Origin of the sequence: Haloarcula sp. CBA1115 (assembly GCF_000827835.1) — an archaeon.
Taxonomy (GTDB): Archaea; Halobacteriota; Halobacteria; order Halobacteriales; family Haloarculaceae; genus Haloarcula; species Haloarcula hispanica.
The window spans coordinates 1,478,427-1,495,204 of the sequence record NZ_CP010529.1 but is presented as its reverse complement, the minus strand read 5'-3'; the positions used below and the strand labels follow the sequence as shown (position 1 = coordinate 1,495,204).

Here is a 16,778-nt window from a genome sequence, read left to right as displayed (position 1 = left end):
TTTACTACCCCGGTGTGTCTGTGGACTGGTATGCGCGAGGTCGAACGCTCTCGGTTCGTGATGGCGCGGCCGCCGGCTGTCCACCGCACGCTCTCGCCGGAGGCGGTCGTCGCGGCGGAGGGGACGTTTACCGTAACGGCCGTCGAAGAGACAGACACGGGCACGCTCGTCACCGCCGCCGGCCCGGGAATGTCGGTCCCGCTACGCTTCGAGTCCCGGGAGGACGGCCTCCGGTACACTGCCGAGGGCGAGGTCGGCCCGTTCGACCATCTGGAGACCCAAGTCATCGTTACACCGGAGGAAAACGGGTCCCGCCTCACGATGCGGTCGACCGTCTCGCTGAACCTGCCGCTGCCCTTCGCCGACCGCATCGCCGCCTGGAAGCGCGGCAACGAGCTGGAGCGGGCCATCGAAGACCTGGCGGCGGACGTGCCCGGGGCGTGAATCGGCTGCAAAAGCACTGAACGTCACGATTGTCGCTGGTCGTGAGACGACTGCACACAACCACGGTACGTTTAGTAGCCGTAATTTCAATATACGATCATGAGCATCCTCGACAGCGTCAAGGAGGCACTCACGTCAGAGTCGGACGCGAAGTCCCGCCCCGACGACGGGTCCAAGGGGGCGTACTGGTGTGACGACTGCAGCGTTCGCATCAGAGACGTCGAACTGGAGGGCGAACCGGTCTGTCCGGACTGCGGCGAGGAGATGCGCTTCGAGCGTGCGGCCGGTCGTGACTGTGCCTGCTAAGGGCTCCGGATAACCGTTTCATCCCCCTGTTCTGACGGGAATGGACCCGCGGGTGGGTCGCTTTCGGTCCATTCTTCGTCCGTCACCAGCGCGTCGTCGAGCGCCGTCCGAAGGGCGTCCTCGTCGTAGTCCGTCCCGATGAACACCAGTTCCGTCCGTCGGTCGCCGTGCTCGTCGTGCCAGTCGAGTTCCGGCCGGTTCGAGCGGTACATGTCCCGCTCGACTTCGGGGAGGCTCGCAATCCAGGGTCCCTGTGCCTCGGCCCGTATCGAAGGGCCGGCCTGGCCGATGACGACGCGGCGCTCGGTGCCCGCCAGCCAGACGGTGCCCTTCGAGCGGACGACACCTGACGGGAGGTCCCGCAACGCGTCGGCGAGTCGGTCGGGGTGGAACGGCCGGCGGCGGCGGTAGGTGAAGGAGGTGACGCCGTACACCTCCTCGGGGTGCTTGTGGTCGGCGTGTCCGTGGCCGGCGTCGTCCGCATCGCCCTCGGCACCGTGGTCGTGGCCATCTCCGCCGTGGCTGTGCCCGGCCTCGGCCAGCGCCCGCTTCCAGCCCGGCAGGTCGTTGATTTCGTGCTGGTCGAACAGCCCGCGGTCAAACAGCCGGTCGGGGTCGACCTGTGAGAAGGTCGTTCGGATAGTCTCGGCGTCTGGCTGGAGCGCCCGCACCAACTCTTCGGCCTCGTCGAGCTCCGCGTCCGTACAGAGGTCCGTCTTGTTCATCACAACGAGGTTCGACAGTTCGACCTGTTCGACCATGAGGTCAGAGAGGGGGCGGTCGGCGTCGTCGGCCGCTGCGCCGTCGCCATCTCCGTCGGCGTTCGCTTCTACAGTACCGCGACGCGCCGGCGTCTCGCCGGCGAATGCGTCGAGGAACAGTCGGGTATCCAGCACGGTCACGAGCGTGTCGACGCGATAGAGCGCGGCCACGCGCGATTCGGTTGTGAACAGCCGCGCGACGGGCGCTGGCTCGGAGATGCCAGAGGACTCGACGACCAGCGCGTCGAAGTCCCGATTGTTCGCCAGCCGGACGACTGCCGTTTCGAGATCGTCCTGCAGTTCACAGCAGATACAGCCGTTCGAAAGCTCCGCGACGCCGTCGTCGACGTCCAGTTCGGATCCCTCGGCGATCAGTTCCGCGTCGACGTTGACGGTTCCCATGTCGTTGACGAGGACGGCGATGTCGCGGTCGCCGGCCTCGGTCAGCAGGTGGTTCAGCAGTGTCGTCTTCCCGGCCCCGAGGCTTCCGGAGAGAATCGTGACGGGAATTGTGTCGCGCATACCTCCCGTTGTGGGCCGCCTCCCTTCAAATCGCGCCTCGTTTCCGGGAGCCGAACACGACCGCTGTCCCGCCAGAGCGCGTGGGCACTATCGACGGGTAACTGCGACAGCTTTTACTCCGTGCCTCTCGCACACACGACCCACGATGGAACTGGCCGACCGAATCGAGCGCTTTCGCCGGACGCTGCGGGAGTGGGCCCGCGGCCTGTACCACGGCATGATAACGCACCCGGCCTACGAGAAAATCGAGAAGGAGGCCGAGGACATCGAGGACGCGTTCATGCTGGCCTGTTTCCCCGACGCCTTCGGCATCCCGTCGCCGGTGTCGTACTACACCGCCGAACTGCTGCCGTACCTCGAAGACACCTTCGAGGCCTGGGAGCGACGGCTGTGGGACCGCGGGTCCTACATCGAACGCAAGGGCCAGCAGTACCACTTCTGATGGAACCGTTCGTCTTCTTCGGCGGCAAGGGCGGGGTCGGCAAGACCACGGTCTCCTGTGCCTACGGCGTCAAATCCGCGCGAGCGGGCCTCGACACGCTCGTCGTCTCGACGGACCCAGCCCACTCGGTGACCGACGTGTTCGACCAGCCCTTCAGCGACGACCCCGAATCCGTCGAGGGTATCGACGGTCTCGACGCGATGGAGATCGACCCCGAGACCGAGGCCCAGCGCCACCTCGACGGCATCCGTAACGACCTCTCCGAGCAGGTGTCGGCGGCGATGGTCAACGAGATCAACCAACAGCTAGAGATGGCCCATCAGACGCCGGGGGCCTACGAGTCGGCGCTGTTCGACCGCTTCGTCGACGTGATGCGCAACGCCGACCCGTACGACCGGGTCGTCTTCGACACGTCGCCGACCGGCAGCACGCTCCGGCTGCTCGGCCTGCCGGAGTTCCTCGAAGGGTGGATCGACCGGCTGATGCACAAACGCGAGAAGAGCATCGACCTCTTCGAGAAGGCCGCAATCGGCAGCAACGAGCCCCGGCGCGTGATGGACGGCGACCCGGTGCTGGCCCGCCTGCAGGACCGCAAGGAGTTCTTCGAGTTCGCCGGCGGCGCGTTGCAGTCCGACGCCGCCTTCTTCCTCGTGCTCAACCCCGACCAGCTCTCGGTCAACGAGACGCGGCGCGCCATCGCCGAGATGCGGGAGCGTGACCTCTCGGTTCGGGGCCTCGTCGCCAACAAACTCACGCCCGAGCCGGACCCCGACGAGGACGGCCGCGGGGCCCGGTATCTCCGAGACCGCGTCGCGACTGAGAACGAACGGCTACAGGAGGTCCGAGAGACGCTCGACCCGCCGCTGGTCGCGGAAATCACGACCCGCACGGCGGAGGTGAAAGGCGACCTGCTCGACGATGTCGCCGCCGAATTCGACGTCGAGACGGACGCCGAGGCACCGACGTTCGTCTGAGCCACCGGCCGCCGCTCATGTGCGGGCCGCGCATAACCGATAAGTAATCAGATATTAGATTTTTCGTTGATAGTCGAAGCCGTGTGACCGAGCGGATTCTGACGGATTTGAGATATATAAGAAAAATATAATAACTATTAATAGCTTGATGTTGGTTACCATTCATGCACATACATGACACAGGTAATCTGGATCGTCCTGGCAGTACTGGTGACGTTCAGCGTGGGGTACCTGGGGTATTCGAAGTACCTCGCGCGGTTCCTCGAACTCGACAACGCCAACGAAACACCGGCACACAAGTACGAAGACGGGCAGGAATACGTCCCGTCGAAGAAACCGGTATTGCTGGGTCACCACTACTCCAGTATCGCGGGTGGGGCACCGATTGTCGGACCGATTACTGCGGGGGCCATCTGGGGGTGGGTTCCCGCACTACTGTGGATCGCTATCGGCAACCCACTGATGGGTAGCGTCCACGACTTCGTCTCGCTGTCGGGCTCGCTCCGACACGAGGGGAAGTCCATCGGCTACATCGTCGGTGAGTACGTCGGCGAGGGCGGAAAGAACATGCTGCTGTGGTTCGCGTTCCTGACGATTATCCTCGTCGTCGCAGTGTTCGCGCTGGTGGTCGGGATCGTGTTCAACGCCTATCCCGAGGTGGTGACGGCGTCGCTGGTCTACATCGCCCTCGCGCTGGCGTTCGGCGTGTACCTCTACCAGCTCAACGGGCCGTTCATCCCCGGCACAGTCCTGTTCGTCGCAGGCGTTTTCGCCGGCGTCTTCGCTGGGATTCAGTTCCCGATTGCCCTGTTCGAACCGACGGCCGAACGGACCGCGGAGATGTCCGTCATCGTGTTGCTCGGCGGGAGCGGTTCCTGGGTGCCTGGCGCGAGCGCGCTGGGCGGCAACACTGCGGCGTGGATACCGGTCATCATGGCCTACGCCGCCGTCGCCAGCGCGCTCCCGGTGTGGGTGTTGCTCCAGCCGCGTGACTACCTCTCCTCGTTCCTGCTGTACACCGGTGTCGGCGGCGCGCTGCTCGCCATTATCGTCGGGACCATCCTCGGCTCGTCGAGCCAGCCGCTGGTCATCGACAGCTCGCTGGGTGCCTTCAACGGCTTCTGGGGCGTCGAGGGTGCGGGTCTGTACCCGCTGTTCCCGCTGCTTTTCATTACCATCGCCTGTGGAACCATCAGCGGCTTCCACTCGCTGGTCTCCTCCGGGACGACGGCGAAGCAACTCGATAAGGAGACCGACGCCCGCCTGATCGGCTACGGCGGGATGCTCGGTGAGGGGCTGCTCGCGGCCGTCGCGCTGTCGACGCTCGCGGTCGCCGGCTTCCCCGACCCTGCGGGCGGTATTGGCGCGGCGCTGCCGAACTTCGCGACGGGTGGTGGCATCATCCTGACGAGCCTCGGCCTCCCACAGTCCTTCGGCGCGCCGTTCATGGCGCTCGTTCTCGTGAGCTTCCTGCTTACGTCTACTGACACGGCTGTCCGGCTCGGCCGCTACATGATGGAAGAGATCGTCGGTCTGTCGGCCGGCCAGACATCGACTGGCCTCGACGTGGGCGGTGGCATCCGTTCGACGCTGGGCGAACTCGGCCGCGGTCGGTACACGAACCCGATCATCCAGTGTGGCCTCGCGTACGTGATGGTCATCTCCGGCCAGTGGGTCGTCCTGTGGGCGCTGTTCGGCGGTGCGAACCAGCTGCTGGCCGCGCTCGCACTGCTGACCGCGACGGTCTGGCTGGCTAACTGGGACAAGAGCAAACAGCTGTACTCCACGGGCGTACCGATGGCCGTCATGGTGGCGATAACCGTGCTCGGCCTCGGCTGGCTCGCGTTCTACCAGAACATCTACCAGACGATTATCGTGGGCGGTGCGAGCGGTGTGCAACTGTTCGCAACGATTATCCAGACGCTTCTGGCACTGACCCTCATCGGCCTCGCTCTGGCGCTGGTCAAGAAGGGGTACGACAACATCAGCACCGTCCGCGAGAGCTACGGCGGCGGTGCCGTCGAACCGAGCGACGACTGACGCAACCGATCTCTTCTCCGTTTTTTCGGCGCTGACAGCGACTGCTACCCGAGCGTCATTTCCAGAACCGCTTGGCGAGCCGCGAGAGAACTCCTTCCTCGGGCTGGGTCACGTCCTCCCAGAGGACGAACGCCTCGACCACATCGGCGGCCTCGCCGGCGACGGCTTCCTGCTCGTCCGGAACGACGACGCCAAGGTTGACCTCGTAGTGGCCGTAGTAGCCGTATTTCAACAGCGTGCGCTCGCGCTGGCCATCGACGAACGACCGGACTTCCTCGGGCAGTTCGTCGGCGACGAGGACGAACGTGAAGTCGGTGCGGTAGTGCTCCTCGTTCGGCGTGACCCGTTTGTCGGCCAGGTCGTGGCCGAGTTCGACCAGCCGCTTCAGTTCGCCGACCGTCGGCCGGTCGACGCGGCGGGCGTAGAGGAACTCCTCTGATTCGTGGTCGCCGTAGGACAGCGCCGGGTGGAAGAACTGTTTCTGATTGAGGATCCGCATCTCGCCGTAGAGGCCCCAGCGCTCGCCGCGGAGCCGGTGGTCCCGCTCCAGCGTGTAGTTGTACATCAGGCGGTCGCTCACCCGGTCGAAGTACGGGTCGTCCGTCCAGTGTGGGACCTCCTCGATGATTTCGTCGGGCAGCTCCGATTTCGGGACCGCCCCAGTGACGGGGTCCTCCCAGTCGTCCGCACCGTAATTCGGGGGCCCCTTGACTGACCCGGACTCGGAGTCTTCGCTCATCGTATCGAGTCGCGTGGGCATTCAGTTCGCACCGATCCCATGCCGCGGTAGCTCATACCATGCCGATACCGTGTCGGAGTCTTAAGCGCATCGGTCAGTCGACGGTCGTTCACGGGCCGTACACGACCGCCGCGGCAGGTTTTTGACGCTGGCCTCCGAATTAATCACTAACAATCATGGCGAAAGACACCGAGGCCTGCGGCCGCTGCTCGATGACCGTCGTCGTCGACGCCGTCGACGAAACTGCGGACGAACAGCCCCACGACCCCTTCGGCGACGACCGCATCGAAGTCGACCAGCGGGATATCGAGCGCGTCTCGCCTGAGGCCTGGATGGGCCGGCTCTCGACCCGCGTCAACGAGGCCGTGAGTCGCTACGTCTGGGGTCGCTAAGCGAGTCAGAGGAGTGCGTCGATAATCCAGAAGAGGCCGTAGCTCAGTCCGAACGCCAGCGCGAGCGACCCGATCCAGGCCAGCACCGTCTTGCCCATCTTTTCTCGACTGACTTCGCCGCCGCCGGCGGCCGCGCCGGAGCCGACGATAGCGGAGACGATAATCTCGTTGAACGACACCGGAATACCGAAGAAGACGGCTGCCTGCGCGATGATGAAGCTCGGAATCAGCGCGCCGATAGACCGGCGCGGGCCGAGCGAGGAGTAGTCCTGTGCCAGCGCTTTGATCATCCGCGGCGCGCCCGTCCAGGACCCGATGAGGAGGCCGAGTCCGCCGAACAACAGGACTCCGGTGATGGGGATGGCTGCCGTCGGCCCTTCCCCGAGTAGCGGGACCAGCGGCCCCAGCGCCAGGCCGACCTGGCTCCCGCCGGCGGAGAAGGCCACCAGTCCACCCATCACCAGCAAGAAGTGCCGCTGCCCGGCGGCTGCGTCCGCTCTGATGTCCAGATACAGCAGTCCCCCGGCAAGCACCCCGGCAAGGAGCGACACGACGACCATCGACGGAAATATTGGCGTCCCGGCCGCTCGTGCGACGGCGCGGGCGACCGACGCCTGCCCGCTGCCCGGCGCGAGGAGCACGAACTCGATGTTCGCCAGAATCACACCGACCAGCCCGCCCAGCAGCGGTACGAGCCGTTCCTCGGTCGTGGCCTCGTGTCGGAGCGACCACGCCGTCCCGAAGGCGATGCCGCCGCCGACGAAGGGCGTCAGGACCCACAGCGAGACGATTTCGAGGTACTTGGCCGTCGCCGGCTGGCCGCCCATCGCCAGTCCGACGCCGACCACCGCACCGGTGACGGTGAACGCCGTCGCGATGGGGTACCCAGTGAAAATCCCGATGGCGACCAGCACCGCCGCGGTGATGAGGGCGACGATAGCGGCGATAGCCGAGAGGCCGCCGCCGCTCGGGAACAGAACGAGTTCGCTCCCGACAGCCTCCGTGACGTTGGCCCCCTGCAGGACCGCGCCGGCCAGCCCGAGGATGCCGACGAAAAACCCGGCCCGCATCACCGAAATCGCGTTCGCTCCGACGGCCGGCGCGAACGGAGTGGACCCGGACGACCCGGCACCGATAGCCCAGGCCATGAACAGACTCGCGGCTGACGCGACAACAAGCGTCGCAATCGTACTCGTCGCGACCATCTGTCACGGCGTTTGCCCCGGCCTGCAATGAGCCTACCGTTCGCGCGCCTTCGCGAGGCCGACTGCCGACACCGACGCGGTCGTCACGGGCAAACGTTCAGGTGCCAGCGCGTGGTTCGGTCCCGTATGTCCGCCACTGAAGAGACTGTTCGCGTCTGGCTGGTCGAACGAACCTACTCCGACGACGAACAGAACCTCATCATCCTCACGTACGCGACGCCCGACGGCGAACAGTACTTCCGCAAGGAGCGCGCTTTGACCTCGTTTTCAGATGTGCGGGAGACGACGGCCGCCGTCGACGCCGACCCGGACAACCTCGGCTCCGTCGAGGACGAGGACCTTCGGGCGCAGTACGCGGCCGAAGCGACGCGGATGGCCGAGAAACACGACCCCGACGACGCTATCTGACCGTCTGTGTGGCCACGCTTGCGCTTCGTTCGTTTTCGCCTCTCGGACCCAAAACCGGTGCCGCTCGCCCGGCGGCGAGCTCAGTTCGTCTTCGCATCGGTCTCCTCGCCCGGCTCTGTCGCATCCACACCTTCGGCAGCCTCCACAGCTTCGGTGACCTTCTCGGTGTCGACGTGCCAGCGGTCGACGGCCTGCTCGAAGTCGGCGAGCTTGTTGGAGACGCGCATCTTCAGGTCGTCGTCGTTGACGTTGACCTCGAAGACGTACTCGGGGCGGTCGCCGTCGCCGACGCGGCGGAGGTTCGCGCTGATGAGGTCGTTGTCGAAGTAGTAGGGCGCGATCTGTGTCATCACGTTGCGGTAGACGGTGTCCTCGACCTTCCGCAGGGCCTTCCGGCTGGCGGAGTCGGCCGCGCGGGCCACGTAGTCGACGGACTCGCTCCATCGCTCCATCGCCTCGTCGGGCTCGTCGAGGTTTTCGTAGGACTCGCTGAGCTTTTCCCCGGCGGTCTGGAGGTCCTCATCGGGGCCTTTCCCCGCTTGCTCTCCTTTGCCTTCGTCGACGCTCGCCTGGTCGGCGGTTTTCTCGTTGACGTCCTCGTCCAGTCGCTCGTGGCTTTTCGGTCGCCACTCGTCGAACTCACTGAGGGCGTCGTTGTCGACATCCTCGTCCGAAGCGATGTCTTTCAGCGCCTGCGTGATGCGCTCGCCGTGCTCGACGATGTCGACCCAGCCGCCCTTCGTCTTGAATCCTGAAACGCTCTCTTCGATGTCTGCCATGGTATAATAGATCGGTCTATGACAGCCGCGGGACCTGCTGCAGTGGGCTGTCCATCTGTACACAGCGGATTGCTGCTCAGTAGGGTTAAACGTTTCCGCCATGGCGGTAGACATGATACTTACCCGCCCTACTCCTCCCCAGCCCTCGACATCGGCACGCAGACGGCGTGCTGCCACTGCATAGCGACCCGCCCGCTCGGCCCGCTTCGCTCAACACCGAACGGCTGCTTATAAGGATTGCACGCGAATGGTAGTTTGATGTCATCCGCACTATTCGTCGTAAGCGAACACGGGTACTGGGGCGAAGAATGTATCGAGCCGCTGACAACACTCTCGGACGCCGGTCTGGATATCACGGTGGCGACACCGACCGGCGAGCCGCCGGTGCTTGACGAGCGCTCCGTCGACCCGGAAGAAGTCGGCGAGGACCTCTCAGAGCACGTTCGGGAGGTCCACGAGACCGATGAGCGCCTGAACAACCCGATTCCGCTGGCCCAGGCTGACGCCGAGGACTACGACACCGTCGTGTTCCCCGGCGGCCACGGCGCGGAGTGGGATATCACGCAGGACGTCCACGCCCGCGAACTGCTGCGCGAGAGCGTCGCCGGCGACGACGGCAAGGCGCTCGTCGTCTGTCACACGGTCGGGATTCTGGCGTTCACCAGAAACGCTGACGGCGAGTTCCTCGCCGACGGCCGCTCGGTCACCGGCTTCCCGAACGCCTGGGAGGAAGGCATCGTCGACGAGAACGACCTGCTCCCCGACGGCCGGAAGCTCCCGTACTGGGTCGAAGACGAAGTGAAGGCTGTCGGCGCTGACTGGGACGCCGAACTCGACGCCGACACCAGCGTCACGGTCGACGGCGACCTCATCACGGCTCGTGGCCCGCCGTCGTCGGCTGCGGCCGCCCGGACGCTCCTCGACGAACTCGGTATCGAGACGTCCGCGTAACGGGGTCCGGAACGTCAGCTACTGACACACGTCAAAGAATCCGAATTTCTCCGAACAAAGGACATCTCGCCCGGTCGAGTTATCCCGTCCGGTCGTCGTCCCCGAGAATACGTTGTCATACGGTATCGCACGATATAGTCAAATAACGACTGTGTACTAGCTAACCTTCTTGAAGGCCCCGTGCAACGTAGACATACGTATGACTAACAACTCCACGCGCAGGCGGTTCCTCAAGACAGCAGGCGTTGCAGGTGTCGCGGCACTCGCCGGTTGTGGCGGCGACGGTGGCGACGGCGGGTCGACCGAAGGCGATGGCGAGATGACTGACGGCGACGGTGGGACGACTGAGGGCGACGACATGACCGAAGGCGACGGCGGTGACACGGAGACACGCCTCTCGTGGCACGCCGGTGGGACCGGTGGGACCTACTTCCCGCTCTCGAACGAGTTCAAGACGGTCGTAGAGGACAACACGGACTTCACGCTGAACGTCCAGTCGACCGGTGCAAGCGTCGAAAACGTCGGCAACCTCGCAAGCGGTGACGCCGACTTCGCGCTCATCCAGAACGACATCGCCTCGTTCGCGAAGAACGGGACCGGCATCGATGCGTTCCAGGACAACGCCATCGAGAACCTCCGTGGCGTTGCGACCCTGTACCCCGAAACGATCACAGTCGTCACCCTCGCGGACACGGGCATCACGCAGCTCTCCGACCTCGAAGGCGCGACGATCAACACCGGCGACCTCGGGAGCGGGACCCAGGTCAACGCGCTCCAGATTCTGGAGTCGGTCGGCATCTCCGACTTCACCGAGCAGAACGCCTCGTTCTCCCAGGCCGCCGACCAGCTCCGGAACGGCGACATCGACGCCGCGTTCGTCGTCGGTGGCTGGCCGGTCGGCGCTATCGAGGACCTCGCGAACACGAACGACCTCGTCATCGTCCCTATCTCCGGTGACAACCGAGACGCAGCGAAAGAGGACGCGTCCTGGTTCGCCGACGACACCATCCCCGGCGGCACCTACACCGGTGTCGACGAGGACGTCGAAACGATCGCCGTCCAGGCGATGATTGCGACGAACGCTGAGCAGCCCGAAGGGACGGTCGAAGCGGTCACCGCGGCCATCTTCGACAACGTCGACGACCTGTCCATCAAGACGGACTTCATCAGCAAGGACTCCGCACAGGACGGGATGTCCATCGAACTCCACCCCGGCGCGGCGACCTACTTCGACGCGTAACGCCGACTGACGTCATCCGCATCGTTCACTACCCGTCTTCTATTACCCAGCAACCGGAATGAGACGACGATACGTCGCCACCGCGGTGCTCGTTTCCCTCCTCCTCATCGGGACTGTAGCGGCGCTACCCGGCGGCCGTGCACTGGTCGTTGCGGACGCCGAGACCGGCGACCAGTATCTGACGGTCCCGGTCGAGGACGGGACGACCGTGGCGCTGGAATATATGCACAGTGTTGAAAAAACGCGCGTCTACGACGAGTACACGGTCCGTGGCGACCATCTCGAAATGACCCGCATGGAGTTCGAATCGTTCGGCTGGGGGCTTCCGAGCGGGGCCAACGTCACCCGGGAAGACGGGGTGTACGTCTTCGACCCACCGGGCAACTACACGCGTGTGACAGTCTCTCCCGGTGATGTTGCAGGGCATAAACTTCACGTCGGAGCCGAAACCTACGATTTGGTAGCCCGCACCAACGGCCGCTCGGTCCATCTCTACGTGACCCAGCGTTCGGCGTTCGGTGCTGCGAAAGACCAGCTCAACACATGACTGACGACACACGACCTGACGACGGCGGGGAGGCCGTATCGGACGAGGAAGTCGACGAAGTACTGCAGGAGATTGAGCGAAAACGCTCGCTCAGAGGCTGGGCGCTCGTCCTCGTCGCGCTCATCGGCATCTCGTTTTCGGTGTTTCAGATGTGGCTCGCGGCGAAAGGGTTCAACCTCTCGATTTCGCTTCCGGGTGTCGGCGACCCGGACCAAGTCCCCGAGGTCGTGTTCGCGTCGCTGCAACTGCTCCAGATAAACGCCGTCCACGTCTCCTTCGGCCTCATCCTGACCTTCCTGCTGTATCCCGGCAGCACCGGCGACGGCCCGCTCTCCCGGCGCTGTATCGCGCTCGGGACGCTGGTCGACGAGAAATTCGGCGCGGAGCATCCGGTGTCTCGCGTCGTTCACGCTATCGGCGACGCGCTCGCCTGGGCGTTTCTGGACGCCGAGATGGACCGCGTGACGCCCTCTGATTTCGTTTTCATCGCGCTGTCGGTGCTGTCGGCCGCGTACTTCATCACCGACTTCGACGAGATCCAGCGCATGCGTGCGCTGGGACTTGAACGCGGCCGACCGATTCAGGAAGTGTTCACCTTTCTGGAACCGATAGCAGGCCTGCTCGGGCCACTTGCCGATACCTCCTACGCGTTCGTGCTGGGTGTGCTTGGCGTCCTGCTCGTCCTCGAAGCGACCCGCCGGGCCATCAGCCTCTGGCTGATGGTCATCGTCGCGGCCTTTGTCGTTTACGCCCGCTTTGGCGTACTCATTCCACAGAACGCAGCCTACGTCGGCGTGCTCTCCATCCCGGAACTGTCCTGGGCCTCTATCATCCAGAACCTCTGGTACAACACCGAAAACGGGGTGTTCGGGATTCCGGTCACCGTCTCCGTGCAGTTCATCTACATCTTCATCCTGTTTGGCGCGTTCCTCGAAATGTCCGGCGCGGGGAAGTGGTTCATCGACCTCGCGTACGGCGCAACGGGGACGCGAAAGGGCGGCCCGGCGAAGGCGTCCATTCTCGCCAGCGGATTTATGGGAACCATCTCCGGGTCCTCGATTGCGAACACGGTGACGACCGGTGCGTTCACGATTCCGCTGATGAAGCGGTCGGGCTACTCGCCGGAGTTCTCCGGGGGCGTGGAGGCCTCTGCCTCCTCGGGCGGCCAGATCCTCCCTCCGGTGATGGGGGCCGCCGCGTTCCTCATCGTCCAGTACACGGCGACGCCGTTCGCCGACGTCATCGTCGTCGCGACGATTCCCGCCATCGTCTTCTTCTTCGGCGTCTGGGTGATGGTCCACTTCGAGGCGGTCAAGGAGGATATCGGCGGCCTCGACTCTTCGGAACTGGTGAACATCCGTAGCCACCTCCGGAGCGGCTGGTTCTACCTCGTCCCGCTCGTTCTTTTGCTGTACTACCTCATCATCGAGCGGCTGTCTGTCGCCCGCTCGGCGTGGTTTACGCTCATCGCAATCGGAGCCCTCATCGCACTTGTGGCGGCCTACAGCGACGAGACGCGGGCCCGACTCGGCATTACACTTGCGTCCCTCTTCGGGCTGACGACGCTCACGCAGTACTTCACTGGGCAAGGCATTTTCGGATACCTGTTCAATCGGTTCGTACAGGCCACTACGGCATTCCCGCCGCTGTTCAACCGCATCGATGGCCTCGTCGCGGCAGACCTGGCAGCGGAAGGGGCGCTTGCACTGCCCGGCCCACAACCGCTTGGTGCCGCGTTTTCCGCGGCGCTCGGCAATGTCGGCACGTTGATCATCCTCGCCGGCGTCCTGACGCTGATTACCCGGCCCAGACTCGACTCGCCGCTGCTGTCGTTCGACAATGCCGTCGACGATGCCGCCGAAACGACGTCCGATGCTATCGGCCGTCCAGAGTTGGCTTCGAACGGACTGTACAAGCTCGGTGTTTTCCTCGGGAAATCTATGGAGAGCGGGGCCAGAACCGCCGTTCCAGTCGTTATCGCCGTCGCCGCTGCCGGCATCATCCCGGGTGTCATCAGCGTCTCCGGCCTCGGTCCGAACCTCGTCTCGCTCATCACGGCTGTCGCCGGCGGGTCGCTCGTCTTGCTGTTGCTCGTCACCGCGTTCTCGTCGATTATCCTCGGGATGGGGATGCCGACGACGGTGACCTACATCATCCTCGTCTCTCTGCTCGCGCCGGCGCTGACCGAGTTCGGCGTTCCGCTGCTCGCGGCGCATCTGTTTATCCTCTACTTCGGCGTCATCGCCGACATCACGCCGCCGGTCGCGGTGGCCGCCTACGCTGCCTCGGGCGTCGCGAAGTCCGATGCCTTCGAGACCGGTATCGAGGCGTTCTCGCTGTCGCTCAACAAGGCCATCGTCCCGTTCGCGTTCATCGTCACGCCGGGCATCATCCTGTTGCGGCGCAACCCTGACGCTGCCACCCTCGACATCGGGGACAAATACCGGGTCGTCGGGACCGCGGACCTCCTCGATGTCGGCTACGCGATCCCCGAGATTCTCATCCCCGTGATCGGCGTCTTCCTCGGCGTCGTCGCACTGGCCGCGACAGTCATCGGGTTCGCGTACGCGCCGGTCTCCCGTGGCGAGCGGGCAGCGTTCGCGTTCAGTTCGCTCCTGTTGATGGCTCCTGCGCTCGCTGTGTCCGGGGTGTACGACCTCCTCGGACTCGTCGGCATCGTCGGCGGCGAGATGACGGTCCTGCTCGACGTTGTACTCCGCGGCGTCGGCCTCGCCCTGTTCCTCTTCCTCATGGCGAAGAACCGCCAGCGCGGCGGTGACCCTGCGGTACGGTCCGGCACGGCTGAGCCGGCGTGAGTGAGAACCGTTTAACCCATCGGGGGTCAACGGGCACGATATGCCAATCGAACAGCGCGGCGACGCCTCCGTCGTCACGCACGCGCTGGCGCGAGATGAACTGACACGGATACGAAACGTCGAGACCGAACAGGTCGCGTTCCGGAAGGGACTGGTCCGTCTCGGCCGCATCTGTGGCTACGAGATCATCGACGGTCGGATGGAGACCGAGTACACGGAGGTCCAGACGCCGCTGACTACGATGATGGGCGAACGCGTCAAGGGACTCGATGACGTGGTCATCGTCAACGTCCTTCGTGCGGCGACGCCGTTCGTCGAGGGACTGCTCAAGGCGTTCCCCCGCGCCAGGCAGGGCGTCATTTCTGCCAGCCGCGACGAGGAAGCCGGGATGAACGACGACGGCGAGTTCCCCATCTCGGTCGACTACGTCAAACTGCCCGAAATCACCGAGGATGACACCGTCATCATCGCGGACCCGATGCTTGCGACCGGGTCGACGATGACGACGGTGCTCGACTACATCACCTCAGAGAAGACCGAACCGGAGAACCTGCTCGTTCTGGCTGCGGTTTCCGCGCCGGAGGGTATCGTCCGCGTCTCGGAGTCCCAGTCGGACGCAGACATCATCAGCGTCGCTATCGACGACGAACTCGACGAGGACGGGTTCATCGTTCCGGGACTCGGCGACGCCGGTGACCGGGCTTTCCGGACGACGTAAGCGGTCGCGGCCCGCTCGACCTATCGGTTGAGGGACGAAACGTTTTTATCTGTGGCCCGAATCAGCCGATGATGTCGCGATTTTCCGTCTGTACCCAGCTGCTGTACCCCCTTCCTTCACATGGAAACCGACAGACGGCAGCGTAATTTTGGTCCAGTTGAAACGAGAGTGACGGCCGTGAACCGCCCCGCGGTGACCGGGCGTGGCTCCTGTCGGACGGTACTGGACCGGGAGGCTTTCGTACTGACGGCACGGCAACCCCGTATGGTTCGACGACGATACCGCGTTGCGGACACTGCCCAGCAGCTCGTCGGGGGTTCCTGCTCGCGGGGCCGTTCGTCGTGACTGAGGAGGTGTGGGTGCTGGCCGAGAATATGTCCTGGTATCACGCGGTAGTCGTCGTCGGTATCGTGTTCGCTATCGGCTACGGGGCGCTGTACAAGGCCGACGCCGGCCGAGACATCGACACCGAGGCGGAGGTGGCCGGTATTCCAGTCCGGTTCGTCTCGCTGATGATTGTAGCGTTCGGTTCGGTCGCCATCCTCGCGACAGCTTTGACCGCCCCGGACACGTTTCTCGTCGACGGCGGGATTCTGGCGGACCCGACGCCGATGGCCGTCACTCTGACGACCCTGAAGGCGATCATCGTCGGTGCGATTTTCAGCGTCGTCGGGGCTGCGACGGCGGACAGCGTGTTCTGACCGCGACCCGCACACTTAATTGGGTGCCACTCTCCTTGATGTGCATATGGAGTATACGCTGGCTATCGACAACGCACCGGAAACCGTTCCGGGTGGCACGGGGGTACTGCTCCTGCATCCGAGTACCGGCGAGACGGACCGACTCGACACGGATTTCCTCGCAACCGACACGGATTCGATGCTCGTCATCTCGACCCGGACCACCGCCCGAGAGGTCAAGCAGAAACTGGAGTACTACGAGGTTGACGAGTCGAAGGCGACCATCCTCGACACGCTGTCGGTCGAACGCGGCTATACCCGTCGCCGCTCCGAGGGGGTTCGGTACGTTTCTGCCCCGGACGACCTGTCCGGCATCGTCTCGGAGACCGAGACGTTCCTGCAGGAACACGACGGGAAACTCCGCGTAACGTTCGACTCCCTGACGGAACTCATCTACTACGCCGACGAGGACGGCGCGCTCTCGGCCGTCGAAGACATCCTCGACCTGCTTGCGGAGTACGACGCTGTCGGGATGTTCCACCTCGCCGACGAGGTCCACGACGAGGAGACGGTCGCGGCGTTCCGGGAACTCTTCGACGGTGTCATCGAACTGTCCGAGGACGGAACCATTACCAGTTCCTTCGAGGAGTAACCGGACACGCGCTCCTGAATCCGCCGCTCCTTCGATGAAATTGTGGCAGCCGGCCGACACTACTTCGCCCATCGAACACCCCGATGGCGTCCTCCCTCTCGAATGAAACGGTGTTTTCACCCGGCAGCGACGCCAACACCCCGTATGTCAACTCTTACCAGA

17 protein-coding genes and 1 pseudogene are annotated in these 16,778 nt (G+C 64.3%); 14 read left to right on the top strand and 4 right to left on the bottom strand.

Features of this window, described 5'->3' with window-relative positions:
• Positions 1–30 precede the first annotated feature (30 nt).
• Both SG26_RS07430 and SG26_RS07425 read left to right on the top strand, forming a co-directional pair.
• Complete coding sequence (locus tag SG26_RS07430; protein ID WP_050007750.1) at positions 31–444, top strand: polyketide cyclase; 414 nt, start codon at positions 31–33, stop codon at positions 442–444.
• 99 nt (positions 445–543) lie between these two features.
• Entirely contained in the window at positions 544–750 is a 207-nt protein-coding gene (locus SG26_RS07425; RefSeq protein WP_014041623.1) for a hypothetical protein, read from the top strand.
• On the opposite strand, the gene SG26_RS07420 is transcribed toward SG26_RS07425, so the two are convergent.
• On the bottom strand, positions 747–2,033 hold the full coding sequence (locus tag SG26_RS07420) for a GTP-binding protein (RefSeq protein WP_050037231.1): 1,287 nt from the start codon (positions 2,031–2,033) through the stop codon (positions 747–749). The two genes, SG26_RS07425 and SG26_RS07420, sit on opposite strands and share 4 nt — an antisense overlap.
• A 145-nt stretch (positions 2,034–2,178) precedes the next feature.
• On the opposite strand from SG26_RS07420, the gene SG26_RS07415 reads away from it, so the two are divergent.
• The 3 genes from SG26_RS07415 to SG26_RS07405 all read left to right on the top strand — a co-directional run bounded on the left by SG26_RS07415 (position 2,179) and on the right by SG26_RS07405 (position 5,489).
• Positions 2,179–2,475 (top strand): hypothetical protein, encoded by a 297-nt coding sequence (locus SG26_RS07415; RefSeq protein WP_004959670.1) that lies wholly within the window; start codon positions 2,179–2,181, stop codon positions 2,473–2,475.
• Positions 2,475–3,449 carry a TRC40/GET3/ArsA family transport-energizing ATPase gene (locus tag SG26_RS07410; protein ID WP_050037230.1) on the top strand — a complete coding sequence of 325 codons (975 nt, stop codon included), beginning with the start codon at positions 2,475–2,477 and terminating at the stop codon, positions 3,447–3,449. The genes SG26_RS07415 and SG26_RS07410 overlap by 1 nt, the downstream gene beginning before the upstream one ends.
• Positions 3,450–3,623: 174 nt before the next feature.
• Positions 3,624–5,489 carry a carbon starvation protein A gene (locus tag SG26_RS07405; protein WP_050037229.1) on the top strand — a complete coding sequence of 622 codons (1,866 nt, stop codon included), beginning with the start codon at positions 3,624–3,626 and terminating at the stop codon, positions 5,487–5,489.
• Positions 5,490–5,544: 55 nt separating this feature from the next.
• On the opposite strand, the gene SG26_RS07400 is transcribed toward SG26_RS07405, so the two are convergent.
• Positions 5,545–6,228, bottom strand: a complete 684-nt coding sequence (locus tag SG26_RS07400; RefSeq protein ID WP_050038255.1) for a hypothetical protein — start codon at positions 6,226–6,228, stop codon at positions 5,545–5,547.
• A 176-nt stretch (positions 6,229–6,404) separates the two neighbouring features.
• On the opposite strand from SG26_RS07400, the gene SG26_RS07395 reads away from it, so the two are divergent.
• Positions 6,405–6,620: a hypothetical protein gene (locus SG26_RS07395; protein ID WP_050007752.1), complete on the top strand. Its 216-nt coding sequence runs from the start codon at positions 6,405–6,407 to the stop codon at positions 6,618–6,620.
• 5 nt (positions 6,621–6,625) lie between these two features.
• Here the strand turns inward: SG26_RS07395 and SG26_RS07390 are convergent, their stop codons facing one another.
• Positions 6,626–7,825, bottom strand: a complete 1,200-nt coding sequence (locus SG26_RS07390) for an inorganic phosphate transporter (protein WP_050037228.1) — start codon at positions 7,823–7,825, stop codon at positions 6,626–6,628.
• Between the two features lie 126 nt (positions 7,826–7,951).
• Between SG26_RS07390 and SG26_RS07385 the strand changes: the two genes are divergently transcribed.
• Entirely contained in the window at positions 7,952–8,233 is a 282-nt protein-coding gene (locus SG26_RS07385) for a hypothetical protein (protein ID WP_014041616.1), read from the top strand.
• An 80-nt stretch (positions 8,234–8,313) separates the two neighbouring features.
• On the opposite strand, the gene SG26_RS07380 is transcribed toward SG26_RS07385, so the two are convergent.
• The gene (locus SG26_RS07380) at positions 8,314–9,012 is read right to left on the bottom strand and encodes a DUF5828 family protein (RefSeq protein ID WP_014041615.1); all 699 of its coding nucleotides are present in this window, start codon (positions 9,010–9,012) and stop codon (positions 8,314–8,316) included.
• Between the two features lie 258 nt (positions 9,013–9,270).
• On the opposite strand from SG26_RS07380, the gene SG26_RS07375 reads away from it, so the two are divergent.
• The 7 genes and pseudogenes from SG26_RS07375 to SG26_RS07345 all read left to right on the top strand — a co-directional run bounded on the left by SG26_RS07375 (position 9,271) and on the right by SG26_RS07345 (position 16,616).
• Positions 9,271–9,963, top strand: coding sequence for a type 1 glutamine amidotransferase domain-containing protein (locus SG26_RS07375; protein WP_014041614.1), 693 nt, complete (start codon positions 9,271–9,273; stop codon positions 9,961–9,963).
• Positions 9,964–10,162: 199 nt separating this feature from the next.
• Entirely contained in the window at positions 10,163–11,203 is a 1,041-nt protein-coding gene (locus SG26_RS07370) for a TAXI family TRAP transporter solute-binding subunit (protein ID WP_050037227.1), read from the top strand.
• A 58-nt stretch (positions 11,204–11,261) separates the two neighbouring features.
• On the top strand, positions 11,262–11,750 hold the full coding sequence (locus tag SG26_RS07365; RefSeq protein WP_050037226.1) for a DUF1850 domain-containing protein: 489 nt from the start codon (positions 11,262–11,264) through the stop codon (positions 11,748–11,750).
• A complete protein-coding gene (locus SG26_RS07360) occupies positions 11,747–14,566 on the top strand; it encodes a TRAP transporter fused permease subunit (protein ID WP_050037225.1) in 2,820 nt (939 codons plus the stop codon). The genes SG26_RS07365 and SG26_RS07360 overlap by 4 nt, the downstream gene beginning before the upstream one ends.
• A 40-nt stretch (positions 14,567–14,606) precedes the next feature.
• A complete protein-coding gene (gene upp / locus SG26_RS07355) occupies positions 14,607–15,284 on the top strand; it encodes a uracil phosphoribosyltransferase (RefSeq protein ID WP_014041610.1) in 678 nt (225 codons plus the stop codon).
• A gap of 264 nt (positions 15,285–15,548) precedes the next feature.
• A pseudogene (locus SG26_RS07350) lies at positions 15,549–15,985 on the top strand (DUF2391 domain-containing protein).
• A gap of 46 nt (positions 15,986–16,031) precedes the next feature.
• Positions 16,032–16,616 carry a hypothetical protein gene (locus SG26_RS07345; RefSeq protein WP_008307296.1) on the top strand — a complete coding sequence of 195 codons (585 nt, stop codon included), beginning with the start codon at positions 16,032–16,034 and terminating at the stop codon, positions 16,614–16,616.
• Positions 16,617–16,778: the final 162 nt, after the last annotated feature.

What these genes read in the sequence shown, in the direction of transcription:
- SG26_RS07390 (WP_050037228.1), bottom strand. Translation starts at nt 7,825, where the DNA reads ATGGTCGCGACGAGTACGATTGCGACGCTTGTTGTCGCGTCAGCCGCG.
- SG26_RS07360 (WP_050037225.1), top strand. Translation starts at nt 11,747, where the DNA reads ATGACTGACGACACACGACCTGACGACGGCGGGGAGGCCGTATCGGAC.
- SG26_RS07365 (WP_050037226.1), top strand. Translation starts at nt 11,262, where the DNA reads ATGAGACGACGATACGTCGCCACCGCGGTGCTCGTTTCCCTCCTCCTC.
- SG26_RS07345 (WP_008307296.1), top strand. Translation starts at nt 16,032, where the DNA reads ATGGAGTATACGCTGGCTATCGACAACGCACCGGAAACCGTTCCGGGT.
- upp (WP_014041610.1), top strand. Translation starts at nt 14,607, where the DNA reads ATGCCAATCGAACAGCGCGGCGACGCCTCCGTCGTCACGCACGCGCTG.
- SG26_RS07405 (WP_050037229.1), top strand. Translation starts at nt 3,624, where the DNA reads ATGACACAGGTAATCTGGATCGTCCTGGCAGTACTGGTGACGTTCAGC.
- SG26_RS07380 (WP_014041615.1), bottom strand. Translation starts at nt 9,012, where the DNA reads ATGGCAGACATCGAAGAGAGCGTTTCAGGATTCAAGACGAAGGGCGGC.
- SG26_RS07400 (WP_050038255.1), bottom strand. Translation starts at nt 6,228, where the DNA reads ATGAGCGAAGACTCCGAGTCCGGGTCAGTCAAGGGGCCCCCGAATTAC.
- SG26_RS07375 (WP_014041614.1), top strand. Translation starts at nt 9,271, where the DNA reads ATGTCATCCGCACTATTCGTCGTAAGCGAACACGGGTACTGGGGCGAA.
- SG26_RS07385 (WP_014041616.1), top strand. Translation starts at nt 7,952, where the DNA reads ATGTCCGCCACTGAAGAGACTGTTCGCGTCTGGCTGGTCGAACGAACC.
- SG26_RS07370 (WP_050037227.1), top strand. Translation starts at nt 10,163, where the DNA reads ATGACTAACAACTCCACGCGCAGGCGGTTCCTCAAGACAGCAGGCGTT.
- SG26_RS07415 (WP_004959670.1), top strand. Translation starts at nt 2,179, where the DNA reads ATGGAACTGGCCGACCGAATCGAGCGCTTTCGCCGGACGCTGCGGGAG.
- SG26_RS07425 (WP_014041623.1), top strand. Translation starts at nt 544, where the DNA reads ATGAGCATCCTCGACAGCGTCAAGGAGGCACTCACGTCAGAGTCGGAC.
- SG26_RS07430 (WP_050007750.1), top strand. Translation starts at nt 31, where the DNA reads ATGCGCGAGGTCGAACGCTCTCGGTTCGTGATGGCGCGGCCGCCGGCT.
- SG26_RS07395 (WP_050007752.1), top strand. Translation starts at nt 6,405, where the DNA reads ATGGCGAAAGACACCGAGGCCTGCGGCCGCTGCTCGATGACCGTCGTC.
- SG26_RS07410 (WP_050037230.1), top strand. Translation starts at nt 2,475, where the DNA reads ATGGAACCGTTCGTCTTCTTCGGCGGCAAGGGCGGGGTCGGCAAGACC.
- SG26_RS07420 (WP_050037231.1), bottom strand. Translation starts at nt 2,033, where the DNA reads ATGCGCGACACAATTCCCGTCACGATTCTCTCCGGAAGCCTCGGGGCC.